Source organism: Bacteroidota bacterium (genome assembly GCA_016195025.1).
GTDB lineage: Bacteria > Bacteroidota > Bacteroidia > Palsa-948 > Palsa-948 > Palsa-948.
Genome location: JACQAL010000057.1, coordinates 85,921 through 107,250, shown reverse-complemented (window position 1 = coordinate 107,250; position 21,330 = coordinate 85,921). Strand labels below are relative to the sequence as shown.

At 40.8% G+C, this 21,330-nt stretch carries 20 protein-coding genes, 1 other RNA gene and 1 pseudogene; 17 read left to right on the top strand and 5 right to left on the bottom strand.

Going from position 1 to position 21,330, the window contains the following annotated elements:
- The first annotated feature begins 83 nt into the window (after nucleotides 1-83).
- Nucleotides 84-1,346: a PP2C family protein-serine/threonine phosphatase gene (locus HY063_11545; GenBank protein ID MBI3502416.1), complete on the top strand. Its 1,263-nt coding sequence runs from the start codon at nucleotides 84-86 to the stop codon at nucleotides 1,344-1,346.
- A 27-nt stretch (nucleotides 1,347-1,373) separates the two neighbouring features.
- Here the strand turns inward: HY063_11545 and HY063_11540 are convergent, their stop codons facing one another.
- The gene (locus tag HY063_11540) at nucleotides 1,374-2,258 is read right to left on the bottom strand and encodes a T9SS type A sorting domain-containing protein (protein ID MBI3502415.1); all 885 of its coding nucleotides are present in this window, start codon (nucleotides 2,256-2,258) and stop codon (nucleotides 1,374-1,376) included.
- Nucleotides 2,259-2,448: 190 nt separating this feature from the next.
- Between HY063_11540 and HY063_11535 the strand changes: the two genes are divergently transcribed.
- From HY063_11535 to HY063_11495, 9 genes are all read left to right on the top strand, one after another.
- Nucleotides 2,449-4,899 carry a UvrD-helicase domain-containing protein gene (locus tag HY063_11535; protein ID MBI3502414.1) on the top strand — a complete coding sequence of 817 codons (2,451 nt, stop codon included), beginning with the start codon at nucleotides 2,449-2,451 and terminating at the stop codon, nucleotides 4,897-4,899.
- A 118-nt stretch (nucleotides 4,900-5,017) separates the two neighbouring features.
- Nucleotides 5,018-5,692, top strand: a complete 675-nt coding sequence (locus HY063_11530) for a DUF4290 domain-containing protein (GenBank protein MBI3502413.1) — start codon at nucleotides 5,018-5,020, stop codon at nucleotides 5,690-5,692.
- Nucleotides 5,693-5,788: 96 nt separating this feature from the next.
- Nucleotides 5,789-7,093 (top strand): UDP-N-acetylglucosamine 1-carboxyvinyltransferase, encoded by a 1,305-nt coding sequence (murA, locus tag HY063_11525; GenBank protein MBI3502412.1) that lies wholly within the window; start codon nucleotides 5,789-5,791, stop codon nucleotides 7,091-7,093.
- 20 nt (nucleotides 7,094-7,113) lie between these two features.
- Nucleotides 7,114-7,656, top strand: a complete 543-nt coding sequence (locus HY063_11520; protein ID MBI3502411.1) for a TlpA family protein disulfide reductase — start codon at nucleotides 7,114-7,116, stop codon at nucleotides 7,654-7,656.
- 149 nt (nucleotides 7,657-7,805) lie between these two features.
- Nucleotides 7,806-8,357, top strand: a complete 552-nt coding sequence (locus tag HY063_11515; protein ID MBI3502410.1) for a nucleotide exchange factor GrpE — start codon at nucleotides 7,806-7,808, stop codon at nucleotides 8,355-8,357.
- A gap of 113 nt (nucleotides 8,358-8,470) precedes the next feature.
- On the top strand, nucleotides 8,471-9,634 hold the full coding sequence (gene dnaJ, locus HY063_11510) for a molecular chaperone DnaJ (GenBank protein ID MBI3502409.1): 1,164 nt from the start codon (nucleotides 8,471-8,473) through the stop codon (nucleotides 9,632-9,634).
- 34 nt (nucleotides 9,635-9,668) lie between these two features.
- Nucleotides 9,669-10,538, top strand: a complete 870-nt coding sequence (locus HY063_11505) for a YicC family protein (protein MBI3502408.1) — start codon at nucleotides 9,669-9,671, stop codon at nucleotides 10,536-10,538.
- Nucleotides 10,535-11,107, top strand: a complete 573-nt coding sequence (gene gmk, locus HY063_11500; GenBank protein ID MBI3502407.1) for a guanylate kinase — start codon at nucleotides 10,535-10,537, stop codon at nucleotides 11,105-11,107. Before HY063_11505 ends, gmk begins: the two co-directional genes overlap by 4 nt.
- A complete protein-coding gene (locus HY063_11495) occupies nucleotides 11,104-11,646 on the top strand; it encodes a nicotinate-nucleotide adenylyltransferase (protein MBI3502406.1) in 543 nt (180 codons plus the stop codon). The genes gmk and HY063_11495 overlap by 4 nt, the downstream gene beginning before the upstream one ends.
- Before the next feature lies 1 nt (nucleotide 11,647).
- On the opposite strand, the gene purQ is transcribed toward HY063_11495, so the two are convergent.
- Nucleotides 11,648-12,340 (bottom strand): phosphoribosylformylglycinamidine synthase subunit PurQ, encoded by a 693-nt coding sequence (gene purQ, locus HY063_11490; protein MBI3502405.1) that lies wholly within the window; start codon nucleotides 12,338-12,340, stop codon nucleotides 11,648-11,650.
- A gap of 149 nt (nucleotides 12,341-12,489) precedes the next feature.
- Here purQ and rpsO point away from each other — a divergent pair, with 149 nt between their 5' ends.
- The 4 genes from rpsO (at nucleotide 12,490) to HY063_11470 (ending at nucleotide 16,847) form a co-directional block, all read left to right on the top strand.
- On the top strand, nucleotides 12,490-12,759 hold the full coding sequence (rpsO, locus tag HY063_11485; protein MBI3502404.1) for a 30S ribosomal protein S15: 270 nt from the start codon (nucleotides 12,490-12,492) through the stop codon (nucleotides 12,757-12,759).
- 114 nt (nucleotides 12,760-12,873) lie between these two features.
- Entirely contained in the window at nucleotides 12,874-15,021 is a 2,148-nt protein-coding gene (gene pnp, locus HY063_11480) for a polyribonucleotide nucleotidyltransferase (protein ID MBI3502403.1), read from the top strand.
- 122 nt (nucleotides 15,022-15,143) lie between these two features.
- Complete coding sequence (locus HY063_11475; GenBank protein MBI3502402.1) at nucleotides 15,144-16,013, top strand: sigma-70 family RNA polymerase sigma factor; 870 nt, start codon at nucleotides 15,144-15,146, stop codon at nucleotides 16,011-16,013.
- A 180-nt stretch (nucleotides 16,014-16,193) separates the two neighbouring features.
- On the top strand, nucleotides 16,194-16,847 hold the full coding sequence (locus HY063_11470; protein MBI3502401.1) for a ribulose-phosphate 3-epimerase: 654 nt from the start codon (nucleotides 16,194-16,196) through the stop codon (nucleotides 16,845-16,847).
- On the opposite strand, the pseudogene HY063_11465 reads toward HY063_11470, so the two are convergent.
- Nucleotides 16,848-18,016 (bottom strand): annotated as a pseudogene (locus HY063_11465) (alanine dehydrogenase).
- Between the two features lie 203 nt (nucleotides 18,017-18,219).
- Between HY063_11465 and ssrA the strand changes: the two are divergent.
- Nucleotides 18,220-18,587, top strand: a transfer-messenger RNA (tmRNA) gene (gene ssrA / locus HY063_11460).
- 67 nt (nucleotides 18,588-18,654) lie between these two features.
- Entirely contained in the window at nucleotides 18,655-19,620 is a 966-nt protein-coding gene (locus HY063_11455; protein ID MBI3502400.1) for a S1/P1 Nuclease, read from the top strand.
- A gap of 21 nt (nucleotides 19,621-19,641) precedes the next feature.
- Here HY063_11455 and HY063_11450 read toward each other — a convergent pair whose 3' ends face one another.
- Nucleotides 19,642-20,145, bottom strand: a complete 504-nt coding sequence (locus HY063_11450) for an HAD family hydrolase (GenBank protein MBI3502399.1) — start codon at nucleotides 20,143-20,145, stop codon at nucleotides 19,642-19,644.
- A gap of 92 nt (nucleotides 20,146-20,237) precedes the next feature.
- Nucleotides 20,238-20,855 carry a rhomboid family intramembrane serine protease gene (locus HY063_11445; GenBank protein MBI3502398.1) on the bottom strand — a complete coding sequence of 206 codons (618 nt, stop codon included), beginning with the start codon at nucleotides 20,853-20,855 and terminating at the stop codon, nucleotides 20,238-20,240.
- A gap of 280 nt (nucleotides 20,856-21,135) precedes the next feature.
- On the opposite strand from HY063_11445, the gene HY063_11440 reads away from it, so the two are divergent.
- The gene (locus tag HY063_11440; protein ID MBI3502397.1) at nucleotides 21,136-21,282 is read left to right on the top strand and encodes a hypothetical protein; all 147 of its coding nucleotides are present in this window, start codon (nucleotides 21,136-21,138) and stop codon (nucleotides 21,280-21,282) included.
- Nucleotides 21,283-21,330: the final 48 nt, after the last annotated feature.

Genomic DNA, 21,330 nt, shown 5'->3' with positions numbered 1-21,330 from the left:
ATCAATTTAATTTTATTCTTCAAAATACTTATTGTATATTTACAAAACTTTAGAAAAGAATTTTGAAAAACCCTGTAAAGAAAATGCCTGAAGTCACTACAAAGTCAATATCGAAATCCAAATTGCTGGAGGTGAAACTTGCTTCGCTGCTCGAGGTGACCAAAGCCATTAATTCAAACACCAAAACCCGCGAACTTCTTAAGATTTACGAATCGGTGCTGAGGAACCAGCTCAACGTTGGCAAATTGGTTTTATATGCCTTCGATGGAGAATGGAAAGCCGTTCTCAAATTCGGAATGGAAGCATCCTTCTCACCGAAAGAAGTGGAAAAATTTCTTCTTCCGCTAAAAGATATTACGCTCATGGATTTTGCTCCCGGCACAGGCGAACTCGTTCCCATTGCAAAAGCGCTCAAGCAGCACAACGTGGAAGTGGTGATTCCGGTTTTTCATAAAGACCTTCCGCTTGCTTACGCGCTGGTGGGCGATATTGACGAAGAACAATTGGGAATGAGCGCGAGCGTGAAAGAACTGAACTTCATTCAAACGCTTACCAATATTTTGGTGGTTGCTATTGAAAACAAACGTCTCGCGAAAGACAGCATGAAGCAGGCGGCAATTAAAAAAGAACTGGAAGTCGCTTCGCAGATGCAGCACATGCTTTTTCCGCGCGAACTTCCGAACGATGCGCAACTGGAAATGGATGCGGTCTACATTGCGCACCAGGAAATTGGCGGTGACTATTATGATTTTGTCCGCATCAACGAGCAGGAAGTGGCGTTTTGCATTGCCGATGTGTCGGGTAAAGGAGTTTCTGCCGCGCTGCTCATGAGTAATTTTCAGGCGAACCTCCGCATTCTTCTTCACCGCACCAGTTCGCTTGCCGACCTTGTGCGCGAATTAAATTATAAAGTAAACGAAATTGCGCAGGGTGAGCGCTTCATCACGCTCTTTATTGCAAAATATAATCTCGTTACAAAAAATTTCACCTACGTGAATGCGGGACATAATCCTCCGCTGCTGCTCGACAAAGGCGGCTCCATTGCTTCGCTGAAAATAGGAACCACCGGCTTGGGAATGTTAGAGGATTTGAAAAAAGTAAAAGAAGGAGTGATGAACATTGAGCCGGGCACAGTGCTTTTTTGCTATACCGATGGAGTGGTGGAGCAGGAAAATGAAAACGAAGAAGAGTTTGGCGTGAAGCGCGTGAAAGAAATTTTAGAAAAGCACGGGCACACTTCCAAAATAAAAGAGATTAACAAAAAAATTATTCAGAGCGTGAGCGATTACAAAGGCGCGAAAGAATACGTGGACGATATTGCGCTGCTCACATGCAGGATTTTCTGAAACCTTCAGCCGGGCGTGCATTAAACGCTAACGAATAACTACGAGTTTCTTCCCCTCGCTTGCCTGCGAGTTTGTTTGCAGTTGGTAAAAATAAGTTCCTGCGGGAATATCAGCAGTAGAAATTAAAAGATGATCAAAAGTTTTATCCACTTTGAATCGTTTTATTTCTTTGCCCTGCAGAGTATAAAAAACAATTTCGCCTTCATTTACTCCGCTGGGAAAAGTATAATCAATGCGGGTGGAGTTGATGGCGGGGTTGGGGTAGGGGTTGGAAAGAAATCGATTTGGGTTAGAAATTATGCTGGGATTTCCAGTTGCAATATTTCCATTACCAATAGAACAACCACAGTTTAATTTTGAGGGTAAATTATAAACTTTTGATTGGCTAGGAGTTATTGGGGCAAGATTGTTGTATTTTGTAAGTATCATTTTTGTTCCACTATCTGTATTAAAAATTGGCCCCCTATAATCGAATCCTCCCGGGCTTCCTGTTCCCCAATTTACAGATGCTGAATCTTCAAAAAAAAGCAAAGAACTATTCTCATTATATATTTTCACATATGGTGCAAAAGCAGAGGAAAACATACCATTTGTAATTAAATAATCTATATCTGTACTGTCATTATCAAATAACATTTCTGCTAAATACCAAATTTGATAATTAAACGTATCTACTTGAAGAGGAATCGATATTTGTCTGAAAACTGAATGGTTCAGATTATACAACGTCAATTTATTATTTGCTGCATTATTAGCAATACTCCATTTACAGTATTTATCTCCTGACGATTCTAATCTCACGAAATGTAAATAATCACTATAGTTGCTCATAGGATAACTTGTTTCATAATTAATCTGCGCCTTTGCATTTATTCCAAATGCAATGAGAGTAATAAATAAAAACTTTTTCATTTGATTAAGATTAGAAACAAAAAGTAGTCAATCCGTTTCATCCCCACAATTTTTTCAACAGGATACTTTTCTCTGTTAAATTGAGTTATCTTCGTTGACCTACTAATGTACCAATCTGTACTAATATACTAATTGAAAGAACGGCAGTTATTGGTACATTAGTAATGATTAGTAAATTAGTAGATAAGATATGAGTTACCTGAATGAACTAAACGATTCCCAACGTGACGCTGTGCAATGCACCGATGGTCCGGTAATGATTGTAGCAGGCGCGGGCTCCGGGAAAACCCGTGTTCTCACCTATCGCATTGCTCATCTTCTGCAAAAAGATGTGGATGCGTTCAATATTCTCGCGCTCACATTCACCAACAAAGCCGCGCGCTCGATGAAAGAAAAAATTACAAATCTTGTGGGCGATGGCGAGGCACGCAATTTATGGATGGGAACTTTTCACTCGGTGTTCGCGCGCATTCTCCGCTATGAGCACGAGAAATTAAATTACCCGAACAACTTTACAATTTACGATACGGACGATTCAAAAAATCTCATCAAAGATATTCTCAAGCAGAATAATCTGGATGATAAAGTATACAAGCCCTCGGGCATGCTCGCGCGGATTTCTCAGATGAAGACAAATTTGCTTTCGTTCGAAGCGTATCAGCATAATTCTACATACACCGAGCACGATAGAATGTCGGGTCGCCCGGAGTTTGGAAATATTTTTGAAACCTACTGCAAGCGCTGCTTCAAGGCGGGCGCGATGGATTTTGATGACATACTTTGCAACACCAGCATTCTTCTGCGGGATTTTCCGGATGTGTTGTACAAATACCAGAACAAATTCAAATATATTTTGGTGGACGAGTACCAGGATACAAATTTTGTGCAGTATGTAATCATCAAGCAACTCGCAGCACGCTTTGAAAATATTTGCGTGGTGGGCGATGATGCGCAGAGCATTTACGCTTTCCGCGGAGCGAACATTCAGAACATTCTCAACTTCAAAACGGATTATCCCGATACAAAAACGTTCAAGCTCGAACAAAATCACCGCTCCACAAAAAATATTGTAAACGCGGCAAACACGGTCATTGCGAAAAACAAAGACCAGATTCAAAAAACGGTGTGGACGGATAAAGAAGAAGGCGATAAAATAAAAGTCATCCGTGCGCTTACCGATAACGATGAAGGAATGAAAGTGGCGCAGATGATTTTCGAAAACATGATGCAACATCAGATGCACCCGAAAGAGTTTGCGATTTTATACAGAACAAATGCGCAGTCGCGCGCAATGGAGGAAGCGCTGCGGAAAAAAAATATTCCCTATAGAATTTATGGCGGGCTTTCATTTTACCAGCGGAAAGAAATAAAAGATCTGATCGCATATTTCCGGCTCACAATAAATAATCACGATGAGGAAGCGATGAAGCGCGTGATTAATTATCCTACGCGCGGAATCGGAAACACAACCATAGATAAAATTATTGTTGCCGCGAACGACCACAACATAAGTTTGTTCACCGTGATGGACAACCTGAAAGATTTTCCGCTGGAATTAAATTCGGGCACGCGCGAAAAAATCCAGGACTTCGTGACGATGATAAAAAGTTTTTCTGCGATGCTTCCGATTACGAACGCCTATGATTTAGGAAATCATATTGCCACTTCAACAAGAATTCTGAAAGAACTTTACAACGATAAATCTCCCGAAGGCGTTTCGCGCTATGAAAATATTGAGGAATTATTGGGAGCATTAAAGGAATTTTCTACTGGTGAAAATGAATACAGAGCGATTGATATTCCTGAATTGCAAGAGCCAGTGGTTAGTAGTCAGTCGCCAGTTGTAGAAAAACCATTAACAACTGACAACAAACCACTGACATTGGACAAATTCATGTCCGACATTGCATTGCTCACCGACTCCGATAAAAAAACAGAACCCGAAAACCGAGACCATGTTTCATTGATGACGATTCACCAAGCGAAAGGTTTGGAATTTGCGCATGTGTTCATTGTTGGGTTAGAAGAAAATCTTTTTCCGAATTCGTTTAATGTAAATTCCCGTGAGGATATGGAAGAAGAGCGAAGATTATTTTACGTTGCGCTCACGCGCGCGCAGAAAAAAGCAATGCTCACTTTTGCAGCTACACGTTTCAGCAGAGGTTCTGTTTACAACACAGAACACAGCCGCTTCATAGAGGAAATTGATCCGAAGTATCTGGAGTTTTCTCATTCGCACAGCAGGGAAGATATTTTTAACGAAGAAAGAGAAAAATGGAATCGTAAAGATAACGGGGCGGATACAATTTATGAAGAACCGGTGTTCAAACAAAGTTTCAGGTCCCAAGTTCCAAATTCCAAATCCCATGAAAAGCCAAAACAAAATCCTAATTCCCAATACCTAAATCCTAAACCGAAATTAGTAAATGCTCAAGTAGCAAAATACAAACCCGCCACCGCTTCGCAGGAACATTTAAAAGATTTGCAAATAGGAATGACGGTTTCTCACGAGCGTTTCGGAAATGGAAAAGTGGTGAACATGGAAGGAAGTTTTCCAAATTCAAAAGCCACCGTTGAATTTGAAGAAGCCGGACAAAAACAATTACTGCTCAAGTTCGCACGCCTGCAGATTGTGAAGTAATTCATTCTTCGCTCCTCGAAATATTTCCCTACTTTTGAACCTAATTTAATCCAACATCATGGCACGACCAACTTCGAAAGAAAAAGAAAAAGACCGCGAGCCCGCAAAGCCGCACGACATGGAGTACAACACGCAGCTGGAGCATCTCATCATTCCTGAATACGGGCGCAATATTCAGAAGCTGGTCGAGTACGCCTGCACAATAAAAAACAAGGAAGAAAGAAATAATGTTGCCAACTCAATAATTGCAATCATGGGACGTTTGAATCCCACACTTCGCGATTTGACCGACTTCCGCCATAAACTCTGGGACCATCTTTTCATCATTTCGAATTTCAAACTCGATGTGGATGCTCCTTATCCGAAGCCACCCAAAGAAATTCTTACAGCAAAGCCGGAGAAAGTAGATTATCCTTCGGGAAATATTCGTTTCAAACATTATGGAAAAGGAGTTGAGCGGCTGATTGAAAAAGCATCTGCAATGAAAGCGGGAGAAGAAAAAACTGCGTTCATCGAGGCACTTGCAAATCTCATGAAGAAAAATTATTTAATCTGGAACCGAAACACAGTGAACGATGCAGTGATTCTGCAGGAACTCGAATTGCTTTCAAAGGGAAAATTAAAAGTGCCGGATGATTTTCAAATGACAGGCACGCACGAAATTCTTGCCAAAGCCGGAAAGCGCGATGATAGCAGGGGAAGAGAAGAACGCAGCGGAAGCGGAAGAAATGAAAGGGGAAGAGACCGCGACAGAGGAAGAAGACATAATAACCGTCATCGCAGAGGAAGATAAATTTTATGTAAGATGTAAAATGGCAGATGGCAGATGGAAAACACTCATTCGTAAAAATTCGTAATTAGTACATTGGTACAAATTAGTATTTAGCAGATGTCAAGTTTCGAAGTTACCGGAGGAAAAAAATTAAAAGGAGAAATCACTCCGCAAGGCGCGAAGAATGAAGCGCTGCAAATTCTCTGCGCTGTTCTTCTTACTCCTGAGAAAATTACCATCTCAAATATTCCGAACATTGTTGATGTAAATAAATTAATTGATTTATTAAAATCTCTCGGAGTAAAAGTTGAAAAGAAAAGTGAAGACACGTACGAGTTCAAAGCGGATAATGTAAACGTAGATTACCTTCTCTCGGACGAATACAAAAAGAAAGCCACAGCGCTGCGCGGTTCAATTATGATTTTAGGCCCGCTGCTCGCGCGGTTCGGAAAAGGATACATTCCGAAACCTGGCGGAGATAAAATCGGAAGAAGAAGATTAGACACACACTTCATCGGCTTTCAAAAACTCGGAGCGAGATTCGATTACGATGAGAAGACAAATTTTTTCAAAGTAGATGCGAGTCAGTTGAAAGGAACTTATATGCTGCTCGATGAAGCATCCGTCACCGGAACTGCAAATATTATTTTAGCAGCAGCTCTCGCGAAAGGAAAAACAATTATTTATCATGCTGCCTGTGAGCCATACATTCAGCAACTTTGTAAAATGCTGATGAGCATGGGCGCAAAAATTTCCGGCATCGGTTCGAATCTTCTTACGATTGAAGGAGTGGAGAAGTTGGGCGGCTGCACGCACCGCTTGCTTCCCGATATGATTGAAGTGGGAAGTTTCATAGGGCTTGCAGCAATGACGCAGAGTGAAATCACCATTAAAAATGTCGGTTACGAACATCTCGGAATTATTCCCGATACATTCAAACGACTTGGAATACAAATGGAATTGAAAGGCGATGATATTTTTATTCCTTCGCAAAAAAATTATGAGATAGAAACTTACATTGACGGTTCTATTCTCACAATCGCAGATGCAATCTGGCCCGGCTTAACTCCCGATTTGCTCAGCGTGATTTTAGTTACCGCAACTCAGGCGAAGGGAACAGTTTTGATTCACCAGAAAATGTTTGAGAGCAGATTATTTTTTGTAGATAAATTAATTGACATGGGCGCGCAAATAATTTTATGCGACCCGCACCGCGCAACCGTGATTGGAATTAATCGCCAATATTCACTTCGCGGAATTGAAATGAGTTCTCCTGATATAAGAGCGGGTGTTGCATTATTAATTGCCGCCATGAGCGCTGAAGGGAAAAGTAAAATTCATAATATTGAGCAGATTGACAGAGGGTATCAAAATATTGACATGCGCCTCAATAAGATTGGCGCGGAAATTGTAAGGAAGTAAATAACAAAAAACTTTTCAATATGAAAAAAATAATTTCACTTCTCATTTTAATCGCCACAGCAACTCTTTTTTCTTTTTCGGGAGGGATCCCTTCGGGACAGAAAACAGAACCCGTAGTCGGTTTGGAAATCGGCAACAAAGCGCCCGAACTGAAACTTCCGGGCGTTGACGGAAAATTTATTTTTCTCTCTTCGTTCAAAGGAAAAATTGTGCTGGTAGATTTCTGGGCTTCGTGGTGTGGTCCGTGCCGCTATGAAAATCCGAATGTGGTGGCGGCTTACAATAAATTCAAGGATAAAAAATTTAAAGACGCCAAAGGTTTTGAAATTTATTCCGTGTCGCTCGACAATCAGAAAGAAGCATGGACAAAAGCGATTGAGAAAGATGGTTTGGTTTGGCCGAATCACGTAAGCGATTTGAAATGGTGGAACTCTGATGCCTGCAAGATTTACGGTATTAATGCCATTCCAACAAACTTTCTTATTGACGCAAATGGAATTATTCTCGCTAAAGCTCTTCGTGGTCCGGCACTTGACGCAGAGTTGGAAAAGTATGTGAAATAAATTTCCTTCCTTAATTAATAAGACAGTTCGTCAAAAGGGGGGCTGTCTTTTTTATTTTCTCCTGTCATTTTCCGACACTTTGGCTTTATTATATTTGCTCTCTTTTGGTGGCAGGTTATTTGACATTGCATAAGCACATCTAAAAATCTATGAGCAAGAAAAATAATCAGGAGGAAAAAAATTCTCCGGAAGAAGTGAAAGACGAAAATGTTTCTTCAGAAAAGGAGAACGGAAAAGAATCAGCGGAAATTCCCAAAGAAAAATCCGCTGAAGAAAAACTTGCGGAACTAAACGATAAATATGTCCGGCTCTATGCCGATTTCGAAAATTTTAGAAAAAGAGTTTCAAAAGAAAGAATTGAACTCCTGAAATTTGCCGGAGAAGAAATCTTTGCGAAAATAATTCCTGTGCTCGATGATTTTGAACGCGCGTTTAAATCCATGAAAGAAATTTCCGATATTAATATTTTCAAACAAGGCGAAGAACTTATTTACAACAAACTCAAAAATATTTTAATGCAAAGCGGCTTGCAGGAAATGAAATCTACAGGAGAAATTTTTAATCCTGATTTACACGATGCAGTCACCAATGTTCCCGCTCCTTCGGAAGAACAAAAAGGAAAAGTGATTGAGGAAGTGGAAAAAGGATATTATCTGAATGGAAAAGTGATTCGGCATGCTAAAGTAATTGTTGGACAATAATTTTTCTGGTTACGAAGCAACAAATCTAATAACGAATATTACGAATGAATACAACTCCGATTTGTAAAATTCGCAAACAAATTCGTTATTTCGTTAACAGGAAATAAAATTTTATGGCGAAGCGAGATTATTATGACATATTAGGAGTTCCGAAAGGAGCAAGCGCGGATGAAATAAAAAAAGCATACCGAAAGAAGGCATTGGAATTTCATCCTGACAGAAATCCAAATAACAAAGAAGCCGAAGAAAAATTTAAAGAAGCGGCTGAGGCATACGAAATACTTGGAGATAATGACAAGCGCAAACGATACGACCAGCACGGTCATGCCGGAGTCGGAGGAGGATATAGTGGTGGCAGCTATGGCGGTGGAGGATTTCAGCACATGGACATGGAAGATATTTTTTCGCGCTTCGGAGATATTTTCGGAGGCGAGCATCCGTTTGAAAGTTTTTTCGGAGGCGGACAGAGAAGCAGGAGAAGAGTAAACAAAGGAACCAATCTCCGCATCAAAGTAAAACTTACGCTCGAAGAAATTGCGAAAGGTGTTGAGAAAAAAATTAAAGTTCATAAATATATTTCATGCTCGCATTGTAACGGAACAGGCGCGCAAAAAGGTTCGGGCTTCAGCACTTGCTCCACTTGCCGAGGAACCGGGCAAGTAACGCGTACGCAGCAAACTATTCTTGGCTACATGCAAACTGCTTCCACTTGCCCGCAATGCGGAGGTGAAGGACAAATCATCACTGATAAATGCCGCTATTGCAACGGTGATGGAATCATGCGCGGAGAAGAAGTGATTACCATAAATATTCCGGCAGGAGTTGTGGAAGGAATGCAACTTTCCATGAGCGGAAAAGGAAATGCAGGACCGCGCGGAGGAATTCCTGGAGATTTGATTATCGCGATTGAAGAACAGGAACACGAACATTTCGAAAGAGAAGGAAATAACATTTATTACGAACACCATTTGAATTTTGTAGACGCGGCTATAGGAACTTCAGTGGAAGTGCCAACGCTGGAAGGAAAAGCAAAAGTGAAAATTGATGCCGGAACTCAGCCCGGAAAAATTCTCCGGCTAAAGGGAAAAGGAATCCCCGATGTGAACGGCTACGGCAGGGGAGATTTGCTTATCAGCATCAATGTTTGGACTCCCCAGCATTTATCTTCCGAGGAAAAAAAGGCGCTCGAAAAACTCCGCGAGTCAGAAAACTTCGAACCGCATCCCGATAAAAAAGACAAAAGTTTTTTCGAGCGGATGAAGGAGATGTTTGAGTGATTGTTGTCTTCAATATTTATCTGATATTCGCAGCATGATTAAATCAATGACTGGTTTCGGCAAATCGGCCGGCAAGGTGAAGGATAGAAAAATTTCTGTGGAAGCGCGTTCAGTAAACAGCAAGGGACTGGATACAAATTTCCGGCTTCCCAATTTATTTCGCGACAAAGAGATTGAATTAAAAAATTTTCTTTCTGAAAAACTCAGGCGGGGAAAAATTGATTTGACCGTTATATTTGATTCTTCACTCGAAGAAAGACATGTTTCGCTGAATAAAACCATTGCTAAAAAACATTTTGCGGAATTAAAATCTCTTTGCAGAGAATTAAAACTGCCCGATGAAGAAATGCTTCTTGCCTTGTTGCGAATGCCTGATATTTTTAAACCAGAGAAAGAAGAATTTACTGCGCACGATTGGAAAGTGGTACTCTCTTGTATTGGCAAAGCCGTTTCGGCTCTCGATAAATTCAGAACAAGCGAAGGAAAATCACTTGAAAAAGATTTGCGCAAGCGGATTGATTTTGTTCTGAAATATCTTTTGCAAGTTGATGCTCTTGATAAAGGAAGAATTGAAATCATAAAAGAAAAACTCAGAAAAAATCTTGAAGAATTAATTTCCAAAGATAGAATTGACGAAAATCGTTTTGAGCAGGAATTAATTTACCATATAGAGAAATTAGACATCACAGAAGAAAAAGTCCGCCTGAAAACACACTGTGATTATTTTCTGCAAACCATGAATGAAAATGAATGCGGAAGAAAACTTGGATTTATTTCTCAGGAAATAGGAAGAGAAATAAATACCATCGGCTCGAAAGCGAGTGATGCCGGAATTCAAAAAGTGGTGGTACAAATGAAGGACGAATTGGAAAAAATCAAAGAACAACTCAACAATGTTTTATGAGCAATGGCAAACTCATAATTTTTTCTGCTCCTTCCGGTGCCGGCAAAACAACTATAGTCCACCGTATTCTGCAAAAATTTTCTGACCAGTTAGAGTTTTCCATTTCTGCGTGCACACGCGCAAAACGCCCGAATGAAACTGACGGAAAAGATTATTATTTCATCTCCACAGAAGAGTTCAAAAATAAAATCAAGAAAAATGAATTTGCAGAGTGGGAAGAAGTTTATACCGGACAATTTTATGGAACGCTGCAATCAGAACTGGAAAGAATTTGGAGCAGGGGGAAACACATAATATTTGATTTGGATGTTCAGGGAGGAATTAACTTGAAAAGAAAATTCGGCAGGCGGGCATTTGCAATTTTTGTCATGCCGCCTTCCATAAAAATTCTGGAGCAGCGCCTCAAAGAAAGAAAAACAGAAACGCAGGAAAATATCGCTAAAAGAATTTCAAAAGCGAAAGAAGAAATGAAAGTGGCTGACCAGTTTGATAAAATTCTTGTGAATGAAAATCTAGAGAAGGCAACCGAAGAAGCAGAAAAATTAATTTCCGAATTCCTCGGGAAATGAAAATTGGTTTGCTCTTCGGCTCATTTAATCCCATTCATAATGGCCACATTGCCATAGCAAAGTTTATGGCAGAGCAAACCGATTTAAACCAGGTATGGCTGATAGTTTCTCCTCATAATCCTTTAAAAGAAAAAAAAAATCTTGCAAATGCAAAAAGGAGATTATTGCAAGTTAAAAAAGCAATAGGGAAAAATCCGAAAATAAAAGTCAGCGATATTGAGTTTAAACTTCCACTGCCGTCTTATACTATAAATACGCTAGAAGCATTAAAGAAAAAATTTTCCCAAAAAAAATTTATTCTTATACTTGGATTAGATAACCTGGTTTCTTTTCATAAGTGGAAGGAGCATAAAAAAATTCTAAAGAAGTTTGAAATATATGTTTACCCGCGAAGAACTTATTTAAATAAAAATGTTCTAAAACGTTTGTGGAAATATAAACATGTAACTTATTTCAATGCTCCGCTGATTGATATTTCCTCTACGTTAATCCGGGAAAGAAAGAAAAAGGGAAAGAGCGTAAAATTTTTTTTACCGTAGATTACGCCTGCACCAGATTCAAAATGGATTCGAACAAAAATTTTCCATCTGTATTTCCCAATTCACCATCGGATGCACGTTCGGGATGCGGCATCATTCCAAAAACATTTTTCTTCTCGTTGCACACACCTGCAATGTTTTCAATGGAGCCGTTGGGATTTGCTTCCTCAGTAATATTTCCTTTTTCATCGCAGTAGCGAAAAAGAATTTGCCCTTTCTCATTCATCTTTTTCAGCGATTCAGTATCATTGAAATAATTTCCTTCTCCGTGCGCGATGGGAATTTTCAGCGCTTTATCTTTCGGAATTACTGATGTAATGAGCGTATCGGTATTCTGAACTTTCAGAAAAACATTTTTGCAATGAAATTTTCTGTCGGTGTTGTGAAGCAACGCGCCCGGAGTTAATCCCGCTTCGCATAAAATTTGGAAGCCGTTGCAAACTCCAAAAACAAATCCGCCTTTATCGGCAAACTCGGAGACCTCTTTCATGATAGGAGAAAAGCGGGCGATTGCGCCCGAGCGTAAATAATCTCCATACGAAAATCCTCCGGGAAGAATTATCATATCGCAATTTTGAAGCGAGTGGTCCTTGTGCCAGAGTTCGACCACTTCCTGATTCATGATTTTCCGAAGAACATAAATCATATCATGGTCGCAATTAGAGCCGGGGAAAATTACTACACCGAATTTCATAAATTAAATTTTTTTTCTCTGCCCGAATTTACGAAGAAAATAGTGCCAAAAGACAAACTTATGTTTGAATTATTCTTTTATCTTTGCGCTCCTAAAAACAAAAAGTAAAAAATAACCTCCGCATCGGGCGGAGACAATTTTGAAAACAAATGTCATTAACAAAAGAACTCAAAAAAGATTTAGCTAAGAAACACGGCAAATCTGACAAGGACAGTGGTTCTGCCGAAGTGCAGATTGCCATGTTCACCACCCGCATTAATCATCTTACAGAGCATCTCAACCGCCTGAAAAAAGATAAAGGAACCCAGCGTTCTCTTCTTCTTCTCGTAAGCAAACGCAAACACTTACTCGATTATCTCAAGCGCAAAGATTTGGAAAAGTACCGCGCGCTTTTGAAAACTCTCGAAATCCGTAAGTAATTTGTTAGTGGTTAGTCGTAAGTGGTTAGTTGTATTTAACAACTGGTTACAAGCAACTATCAACTGACCTTTTACATTCATAATCTATAATTCATAATTCATAATTTCTTTATCATGTCAAAACACAGCACACATACATTCGATTTAGGAGACGGCCGCACCGTTGAACTCGAAACAGGAAAACTCGCACGGCAGGCAGACGGCTCTGTTGTTGTAAAAATTGGCGACACAATGCTTCTCGCATCCGTAGTTTCCAATCAAACCCCCAAAGAAGACATTGACTTTTTTCCGCTCTCGGTGGATTACCAGGAAAAATTTGCTTCGGCAGGAAGAATTCCCGGAGGATTTTTCAAACGCGAAGCACGCCCGAGCGAACACGAAATTTTAACCAGCCGTTTAGTTGACCGCGCGCTTCGTCCGCTTTTTCCCGAAGATTACAGAAATGAAACGCAGGTTTTAATTTATCTCATCTCTGCCGACAGAAATACAATGGCTGATTGTTATGCAGGTCTTGCCGCTTCTGCAGCGCTTGCGGTTTCGGATATTCCGTTCAATGGCCCGATTTCCGAAGTTCGCGCTGCGCGCATTGACGGAAAGTTTGTTGTGAACCCATCAATATCCGATTTGGAAAGAGCCGACATTGACATCATTGTTGCTGCTTCCGAGAAAAATATAAATATGGTGGAAGGCGAAATGAAAGAAGTCCAGGAAGCCGATATGCTCGAAGCTATCAAGTTCGCACACGAGGCAATTAAAAAACAAATTCGCGCCATCAATGAACTGGTGAAAAAAGTTGGAGAGAAACAAAAACGCGCCATTGTTGCACCGGTTGAAGACGAAACATTGCGCGAAGAAATCCGCAAAGCCACTTACGATAAAATTTATGCTGTTGCAAAATCAGGAAATCCCAGCAAGCATGAACGCAAAAAACTTTTCGGAGCCATCATAGATGAATTTCTTGCAAGTCATCCTGAACTTGTTTCAGGATCTACGGATAAAGAAACTGAAAAGAAAAAGAAGCTTGCCAAAAAATATTATCACGATTTGGAATACGATGCAATGCGTTCCGCAGTTCTGAATGAAGGAATCCGTTTGGATGGAAGAAAAACTACCGACATCCGGCCGATATGGAGTGAAGTAGGATATCTTCCGATGACACATGGCTCGGCAATTTTCACACGGGGAGAAACTCAGTCGCTCACCACCGTTACACTCGGAACAAAATTAGATTCGCTTACTATTGATGGCGCGCTTTTCCAGGGAGAAAAAACTTTTATGCTTCATTATAATTTTCCTCCGTTCTCAACGGGCGAAGTGAAAATGATGCGCGGAACTTCGCGCAGGGAAACCGGTCACGGAAATCTGGCACACCGTTCTTTAATGCAAGTGATGCCGAAAGAAAATCCTTACACGGTTCGCGTGGTGTCCGACATTCTTGAATCGAACGGTTCGTCTTCGATGGCGACAGTTTGCGCGGGAAGTTTGGCGCTGATGGATGCAGGCGTTCAGATTTCAAAACCTGTTGGAGGAATTGCGATGGGATTAATTACCGATAATAAAAAGTTCGCGGTGCTTTCCGATATTCTCGGAGACGAAGACCATTTGGGCGATATGGATTTCAAAGTTACCGGAACGAAAGATGGAATCACAGCCACGCAGATGGATTTGAAAGTGGACGGACTTCCATACGAAGTGATGGCAAAAGCACTCGACCAGGCAAAGCAAGGACGCTTGCATATTCTCGCGGAAATGGAAAAAACAATTTCTGCTCCACGCACCGATTATAAATCGCACGCGCCAAGAATTGTTCAGCTCATCATTGACAAAGAATTCATCGGTGCGGTTATCGGCCCCGGTGGAAAAATTATTCAGGAGATGCAGCGCGAAACGGGATGCACTATTGTAATTGAAGAAGTGGACGGAAAAGGAGTGGTAGATATTTTCTCCGACAATAAAGAAGGAATTGACAAAGCCGTTGCGAAAATCAAAGGCATCACAACTGTTCCCGAAGAAGGGCAGGAATATCTCGGAAAAGTTACGAGCATTATGCCTTATGGAGCGTTCGTGGAAATTCTTCCAGGCAAGGAAGGACTCCTGCACATTTCAGAAGTTGACCACAAGCGTTTGGAATCTTTGCAGGGAATTTTGAAAGAAGGAGACCCGGTGAAAGTGAAGTTGCTAGAAGTGGATAGAAAATCAGGCAAGCTTCGTCTTTCTCGCAAAGCGCTTCTGCCAAGACCGGAAAAGAAAGAGCAGGCGTAAATTATTGCCCGAGTTTTTTCTTTCTTAAATATTTTGCCATTCCGAATGGACGCATACATTTGTATTCTCTTTTTTCGGGAACAGAATTTTATGTACTTTTAATGCTGAATTAATTTTACCGCATGCGCCAGTTAAAAATCACCAAGCAAATTACTAACCGCGAAACCGCTTCGCTGGAAAAATATCTTCACGAAATTTCACGCGAGAGTTTGATTACTGCCGAAGACGAAGTGGAATTGGCAAAGCGAATTAAAGCGGGCGATGTGAGTGCGCTCGATAAAATGGTGCGCGCGAATCTGCGTTTCGTGGTTTCCGTTTCCAAGCAGTATCAGAATCAGGGATTGAGTTTGCCGGATTTGATTAATGAAGGCAATCTCGGATTGATAAAAGCCGCGCAGCGTTTTGACGAAACCCGCGGATTCAAATTTATTTCTTATGCAGTGTGGTGGATTCGTCAATCTATTTTGCAGGCGTTGGCAGAGCAGGCGAGAATTGTTCGTCTGCCGCTGAATAAAATCGGTTCTATTAATAAGGTAAACAAAGTTTTTTCCAAACTCGAGCAGGCATACGAGCGCGAACCTACTCACGAAGAAATTGCTGAAACACTTGGCGTTCTTCCTGATGATGTAAAAGATTCTATCCGCAACACGGGAAAACATATTTCTATGGATGCTCCGCTTCTCTCGAGCGAAGATGACGCTGGCAACATGTACGAAGTTTTGCAGGATGGAGAAGGGCCAAAACCCGATACAAGTTTGCTCAGTGAATCCCTGAGAAAAGAAATTGAACGCGCACTCGGAACACTTTCCAACCGCGAAGCCGATGTGCTTCGTTTATATTTTGGTTTGCATGGCGGACCTGCACAAACGCTCGAAGAGATTGGAGAAAAATTTGCTCTTACCCGCGAGCGTGTTCGCCAGATAAAAGAAAAAGCAATCCGCAGGCTTAAGCATTCGTCACGCAGTAAACTGCTAAAAGCTTATCTTGGTTAGAATTCCATTTTTCATTTTTATTTTTTAGTTTATGATTTTTGGTTTGAAGTTTCAGTTATTTAGTTTTTAGTTTTGGTTACCTGTGTGCCTATAACCAATAACTGATACACTACAACTTTTAACCAACAACTAATAACTAATTTGTATTTGCGGTTTGTTTATGATGCGTATCTTTGATATATGAAACATTTGGTAGCTCCTTCCATTCTCTCAGCCGATTTTGCAAACCTTCAGCGCGATGTTGAAATGCTCAACAAGAGTGAAGCCGATTGGTTTCACCTCGATGTGATGGACGGAGTTTTTGTTCCTAATATTTCTTTCGGCATTCCGGTTATCAAAGCAATCAAGAAGCACGCGAAGAAACCGCTCGATGTGCATTTGATGATTGTTCAGCCCGATAATTTTTTGCAGGCATTCAAAGACGCGGGCGCGGATAATCTCACCGTGCATTACGAAGCAAGCACGCATCTTCACCGCACCGTTCATGCCATTCGAGATTTGGGAATGAAAGCAGGAGTAGCAATTAATCCGCACACGCCTGTGAATGTACTTCAAGACATCATTTCTGAAATTGATTTGGTGTGCATGATGAGCGTGAATCCCGGTTTTGGCGGACAAAAATTTATCGAGAGCACTTTTCAGAAAGTGAAATATCTCCGACAATTAATTCGCACAAAAAAATCAAAAGCCAAAATTGAAATTGATGGCGGTGTGGATTTGAAAAACACTCCGCAGTTAATAAAAGAAGGAGCAGATGTTTTGGTGGCAGGAAATACGGTGTTCGGTTCGAAGAATCCTTCGGAGACGATTTCTCAGTTGAAGGTGGGAAAATAATTACGAAGCGTAATCTTTCAGGTAAGAAAATCTCTCCATCAGTTTTCCATCCTTAACAATCGTTGCGCGCTCAATCATTTCGTCAGAATCTTTTACCAGCAGAAAAGGAAGAACTTTATCAATTAATTCTTTTCCGAAATCTTCGGAGGCATTGCGCGGAATTTCACAGGGAAGATTATCAATTGCCATCACGGTGATGGCATCTTTTGCAAACGGCTCAACAATTTTTTCCGTCTTCACATCATAGCCGTAAAACGGTTCTTCAATGGTGGATGGTTTTGTGGTGGAAGGAATGGAGCCATTGATATCGCAGGCAACATCGGCAATCACGCTGATGCCGAACTCGGGCGAACGCATTTGTTCTTTTGTAAAAAGTTTTGGCGCGCGCGGATCCCAGTACGAACAATGAATCAGTAAATCGCACCAGCGCGTGTATTTCATAAAAGTTGAACGAAACTTTTCAGGATGATGATAAAAATTTTCCGTGTTCCACTGCGAGCCATCGAGCGGTTCGTTGTAATTGTTGGAATGAAGCTGCGTATAAGTCGGTTCGCGGAAAGTGTAGTGCGTGAATTCGTAAGGAGTGATTCTGCGGATGTGAAGCAAGCCGAGCATTTCAATTGCACCGTTTGCAACTCTTCCGTTTCCGGTTACAATTATTTTTAAGTTCGGAAGATTAATTTTTTTCAGTTCATCTTTCAGTTCGTTCAAATCGTGGCATTCTACAGCACGTTTTGTTTTGAAGAGATTATATTTTGAACCGTAGCCGAGAATTCCATTGTACGCTCCCACAATTCCTGCATAATGCCCGAAGCCGATGATGCGGTTGTGGTCAATATCCGTCATCGTTTCGTAGTCAATCATCTGAATTTTTTTCTCGAGCAATGCTTTGAAAAGTTTTTGATTGTGCGGCTGCTTTTTAATGGTGTGAGAGAAGAATAAATATTTTTTATTCGGAATCAAATTGGCAACCGGAACTTCTTTTATACCCATCAGGATATCGCAATGGCAGAAGTATATTCTTCATTCTTGTAAACCCGCCAATCACTTGGCTGAATAAACATATCAACAGAAAAATTTTCTTTGATGAATTTGCATTGCGCAGGCGTGAACGGCACGCGCTTGTCGTGAGGAATTTTTTCTTCTCTCAGAATGCCAATCTTTGTCATAGATAATTTTCCTGGTTACGAATTACTAATCTTGCTGCGAATTTTACGAATCATTTTTTGAGAGAGCAAATGTAAATTTTATTTTCTGCCGACTGCCAATTGCCAACTGCCAGCTTTTTTTATCTTTATAGATAAGTTCTTTCAAATTGTACATTATTCCGAAGGAGTTCCTTCGGAATAAATCTTACATCGTACTTCTCATTGGGGCCGACAGGTTTTGACAGCGAGGAGGATGAATTTGTAAGCATGCCGTGAGTTGGGAAAGTATCACGTAAATAACAATTCTCAAATTCTAAATGGCGACTATAACTTCGCTATGGCAGCTTAATTGACATAGTCAATTTCGCTCCTGCTTCCCGGAAAGCTTTTTCTTTTCAGCGTTCCGGAACAAGCATCGCAAATGAAAAGATAGTTGTGAAAAGTTTCGGTTCACAGCGAAACTAAAGAAACTAAGTTTGAAGTTGGCCGCTGTTTTGCCGGCTTCATTCCGAAAACTAAAAAACGGCTAAGCATGTAGAAATCTTTTTTGTCCCTTGTTTGGACGGGAGTTCAATTCTCCCCGGCTCCACAGATGCAAACCTCTTATCAGGTAATCATTTTATATTTGCTGAAAATTATTTTCTGTGTCGCGCAAAAGCATTTTTATTTCTTCGCTGCTTACTGCTTACTGCTTACTGCTTACTGCTCCCGCTTTCACATGGGGTTTCTTCGCGCATAAAAAAATAAATCAACTTGCGGTGTTCACGCTTCCGCCTGAAATGATTTCATTTTACAAAACGCATATTGATTATCTCACCGTTCATGCCGTTGACCCCGACAGAAGAAGATATTCCAACCCCGATGAAGCCCCGCGCCATTATCTGGATGCCGACCATTACGGAAAACATCCGTTTGATTCGCTTCCGCATCACTGGAAAGATGCCGTGAAAAAATTTTCGGAAGACACACTGAATGCTTACGGAATTGTTCCGTGGTATATTGAAACCATGATGTACCGGCTCACGCAGGCATTCAAAGATGGAAATGTAGACCGCATACTTTATCTCTCTGCAAACATCGGTCATTACATTGAAGATGCGCATGTGCCGCTTCACACTACGGAAAATTACAACGGACAACTCACCAATCAGGTGGGCATTCACGGTTTTTGGGAATCACGCATTCCCGAACTTTTTGCAGATAACTGGGATTTGTTTACCGGGCGCGCAGAATACGTGGATAAAATAAATGAACGCATCTGGAAAATTGTGAAGGCAAGTTATGCTGAAAAAGATTCGGTGCTGGAGTTTGAAGCCGCACTCACGCAAAAATTTTCTCCCGATAAAAAATATTCCTATGAGAAGAAAGGAAACGGAACCGTGAAAGTTTATTCAGAAGATTTTTCCCGCGCATACAATGATATGCTTGATGGAATGGTAGAACGCAGAATGCGCGCATCCATTTTTGATGTGGGAAGTTTTTGGTACACCGCCTGGATGAATGCAGGAAGTCCTGATTTGAATAAATTGGCGAGCAAAGAAGTTTCTGATTCTCTCAAGCAGGCAGAAAAAGAAAACGAAGAACTATGGAAAACAGGTAAGCCCGTGAAAGGGCATGATGAATAGGTTGCAGATTTTCCTTATACCTTATACCTTATTCCTTATTCCCTGAATTATTATTTCCTCTGCAATTCCGTTCAGCGGGCTGTCGGCTTCAATTAAAAACCCTTTGAGCCCTGCTTTTTCTGCTGCCTGAATATCCCGTTCTTTATCGCCAATGAAAAAGGATTGGGAAGCATCAATGTTGAAACGCGCAATTGCTTTTTCAATCATTCCCGAATCGGGCTTGCGGCAAATGCACGGCTCCACATCGGGATGGTGATGGCAATAATAAATTTCGGCAATCTCAATTCCGTTTGCTTTCATAGCGCCCAGCAGGTGCGAATGAATTTTTGAAACATCTTCGTGCGTGTAAAGTTGTTTTGCAATGCCGCTTTGATTGGTGATGACTATAAAAACAAATCCTGCTTCTTGCAATTTCTTCAGGGAAGAAAAAACATCTGCATTGAAAACAAAATCTTCTATACGGAATACATAGCCGCATTCTTTGTTAATCACTCCGTCTCTGTCGAGGAAAACACATTTATTCATAAATACATTTGGTGCGGATAACTAATTCTTTGCGAATCTACGAATAAGTAAATGAATTTATTCGAAGATTCGTAGTGATCCGTTATCCGTACTTAAAAAATATCTTTGATTGCATCTATCAAATTAAAAATGCTTGAAGGTAAAATCACCAGCGTGAACACAGCACCGAAAAGCGAACCCCAGTAATGCACATCGTGCGCAATGTTATCGCGCGAATGTTTTGCCGCATACCAACAATAGATAAGGTATAAAATTCCGAAGATGGGAGCGGGAATGGGAATGGGAAGGAACATCAGCGATAAACTCATCCACGGATTAAGAAGTATGGCGGAAAACACCACTGCCGACACCGCGCCCGATGCGCCCACCGAATTGTAATACGCATCGTCTTTGTGTTTTTGATACGAAGGAAAAGACGAAGCAACAATGCCGATGAAGTAGAGAAGAAAAAAATAAACTTCGCCTTTTAGTGTTCCGAACACCTGAATCAAACTTTTCTCCACCATGCTGCCGAACAGGTAAAGCACATACATGTTCATGAGCAGGTGCACCCAGTCGGCATGAACAAAGGCATGCGTGAGAAACCGGTGCCATTGTTTATGCGCGTGAATCATAGTGCCGTTGAAAAGAAGTTCGGCAAATAAATTACGGTTGCTGAAAGCCGAAACAGAAACAAGGCAGGTAATGGCGATGATAATGAGAGTGAGCATACTTTTCAATACAAAGGTAATGGTTATACTTCAACATTTCGGAAAGCCGATTTGTTTCAGTATAATAGACATTATTCAGATTATCTTTTTAGTGGGATTTTGTGTCTTTGTGCTTTGGTGGCAAAATATTTTTTTCGCCACAAAAACACCAAAACACCAAATTTGCACCAAAGAAATTTACCCTATAAACTCTTAATCTGAATAATGTCTAATAACGTGAGTTTTGTTTAAGGACTTTATTATTCTATGAGATTCCTCATTCCGCTTCGCTCCATTCGGAATGACATTTTTAATTTTTATAGGGGGAGGAGCGGGCGCGCTCTGCGCGCCCGCTCCCAATCCTCCACTATTTTCTGCTGTCATTCCGAACGAAGTGAGGAATCTCATTAAAAAAGAAGAATGTTTTTTAGTTTCATATATGACTTAAACAAAACTCACGTTAATAGAGATGCCCCTATCTATACATAGGTATCAT

Bases quoted from the DNA above. Each gene is read 5' to 3' on its own strand.
- pnp (MBI3502403.1), top strand. From the start codon at position 12,874: ATGTCAAAACACAGCACACATACATTCGATTTAGGAGACGGCCGCACC.
- murA (MBI3502412.1), top strand. From the start codon at position 5,789: ATGTCAAGTTTCGAAGTTACCGGAGGAAAAAAATTAAAAGGAGAAATC.
- gmk (MBI3502407.1), top strand. From the start codon at position 10,535: ATGAGCAATGGCAAACTCATAATTTTTTCTGCTCCTTCCGGTGCCGGC.
- HY063_11505 (MBI3502408.1), top strand. From the start codon at position 9,669: ATGATTAAATCAATGACTGGTTTCGGCAAATCGGCCGGCAAGGTGAAG.
- HY063_11495 (MBI3502406.1), top strand. From the start codon at position 11,104: ATGAAAATTGGTTTGCTCTTCGGCTCATTTAATCCCATTCATAATGGC.
- HY063_11445 (MBI3502398.1), bottom strand. From the start codon at position 20,855: ATGCTCACTCTCATTATCATCGCCATTACCTGCCTTGTTTCTGTTTCG.
- HY063_11545 (MBI3502416.1), top strand. From the start codon at position 84: ATGCCTGAAGTCACTACAAAGTCAATATCGAAATCCAAATTGCTGGAG.
- purQ (MBI3502405.1), bottom strand. From the start codon at position 12,340: ATGAAATTCGGTGTAGTAATTTTCCCCGGCTCTAATTGCGACCATGAT.
- HY063_11520 (MBI3502411.1), top strand. From the start codon at position 7,114: ATGAAAAAAATAATTTCACTTCTCATTTTAATCGCCACAGCAACTCTT.
- HY063_11535 (MBI3502414.1), top strand. From the start codon at position 2,449: ATGAGTTACCTGAATGAACTAAACGATTCCCAACGTGACGCTGTGCAA.
- HY063_11450 (MBI3502399.1), bottom strand. From the start codon at position 20,145: ATGAATAAATGTGTTTTCCTCGACAGAGACGGAGTGATTAACAAAGAA.
- rpsO (MBI3502404.1), top strand. From the start codon at position 12,490: ATGTCATTAACAAAAGAACTCAAAAAAGATTTAGCTAAGAAACACGGC.
- HY063_11475 (MBI3502402.1), top strand. From the start codon at position 15,144: ATGCGCCAGTTAAAAATCACCAAGCAAATTACTAACCGCGAAACCGCT.
- HY063_11540 (MBI3502415.1), bottom strand. From the start codon at position 2,258: ATGAAAAAGTTTTTATTTATTACTCTCATTGCATTTGGAATAAATGCA.
- HY063_11470 (MBI3502401.1), top strand. From the start codon at position 16,194: ATGAAACATTTGGTAGCTCCTTCCATTCTCTCAGCCGATTTTGCAAAC.
- HY063_11515 (MBI3502410.1), top strand. From the start codon at position 7,806: ATGAGCAAGAAAAATAATCAGGAGGAAAAAAATTCTCCGGAAGAAGTG.
- HY063_11440 (MBI3502397.1), top strand. From the start codon at position 21,136: ATGACATTTTTAATTTTTATAGGGGGAGGAGCGGGCGCGCTCTGCGCG.
- dnaJ (MBI3502409.1), top strand. From the start codon at position 8,471: ATGGCGAAGCGAGATTATTATGACATATTAGGAGTTCCGAAAGGAGCA.
- HY063_11530 (MBI3502413.1), top strand. From the start codon at position 5,018: ATGGAGTACAACACGCAGCTGGAGCATCTCATCATTCCTGAATACGGG.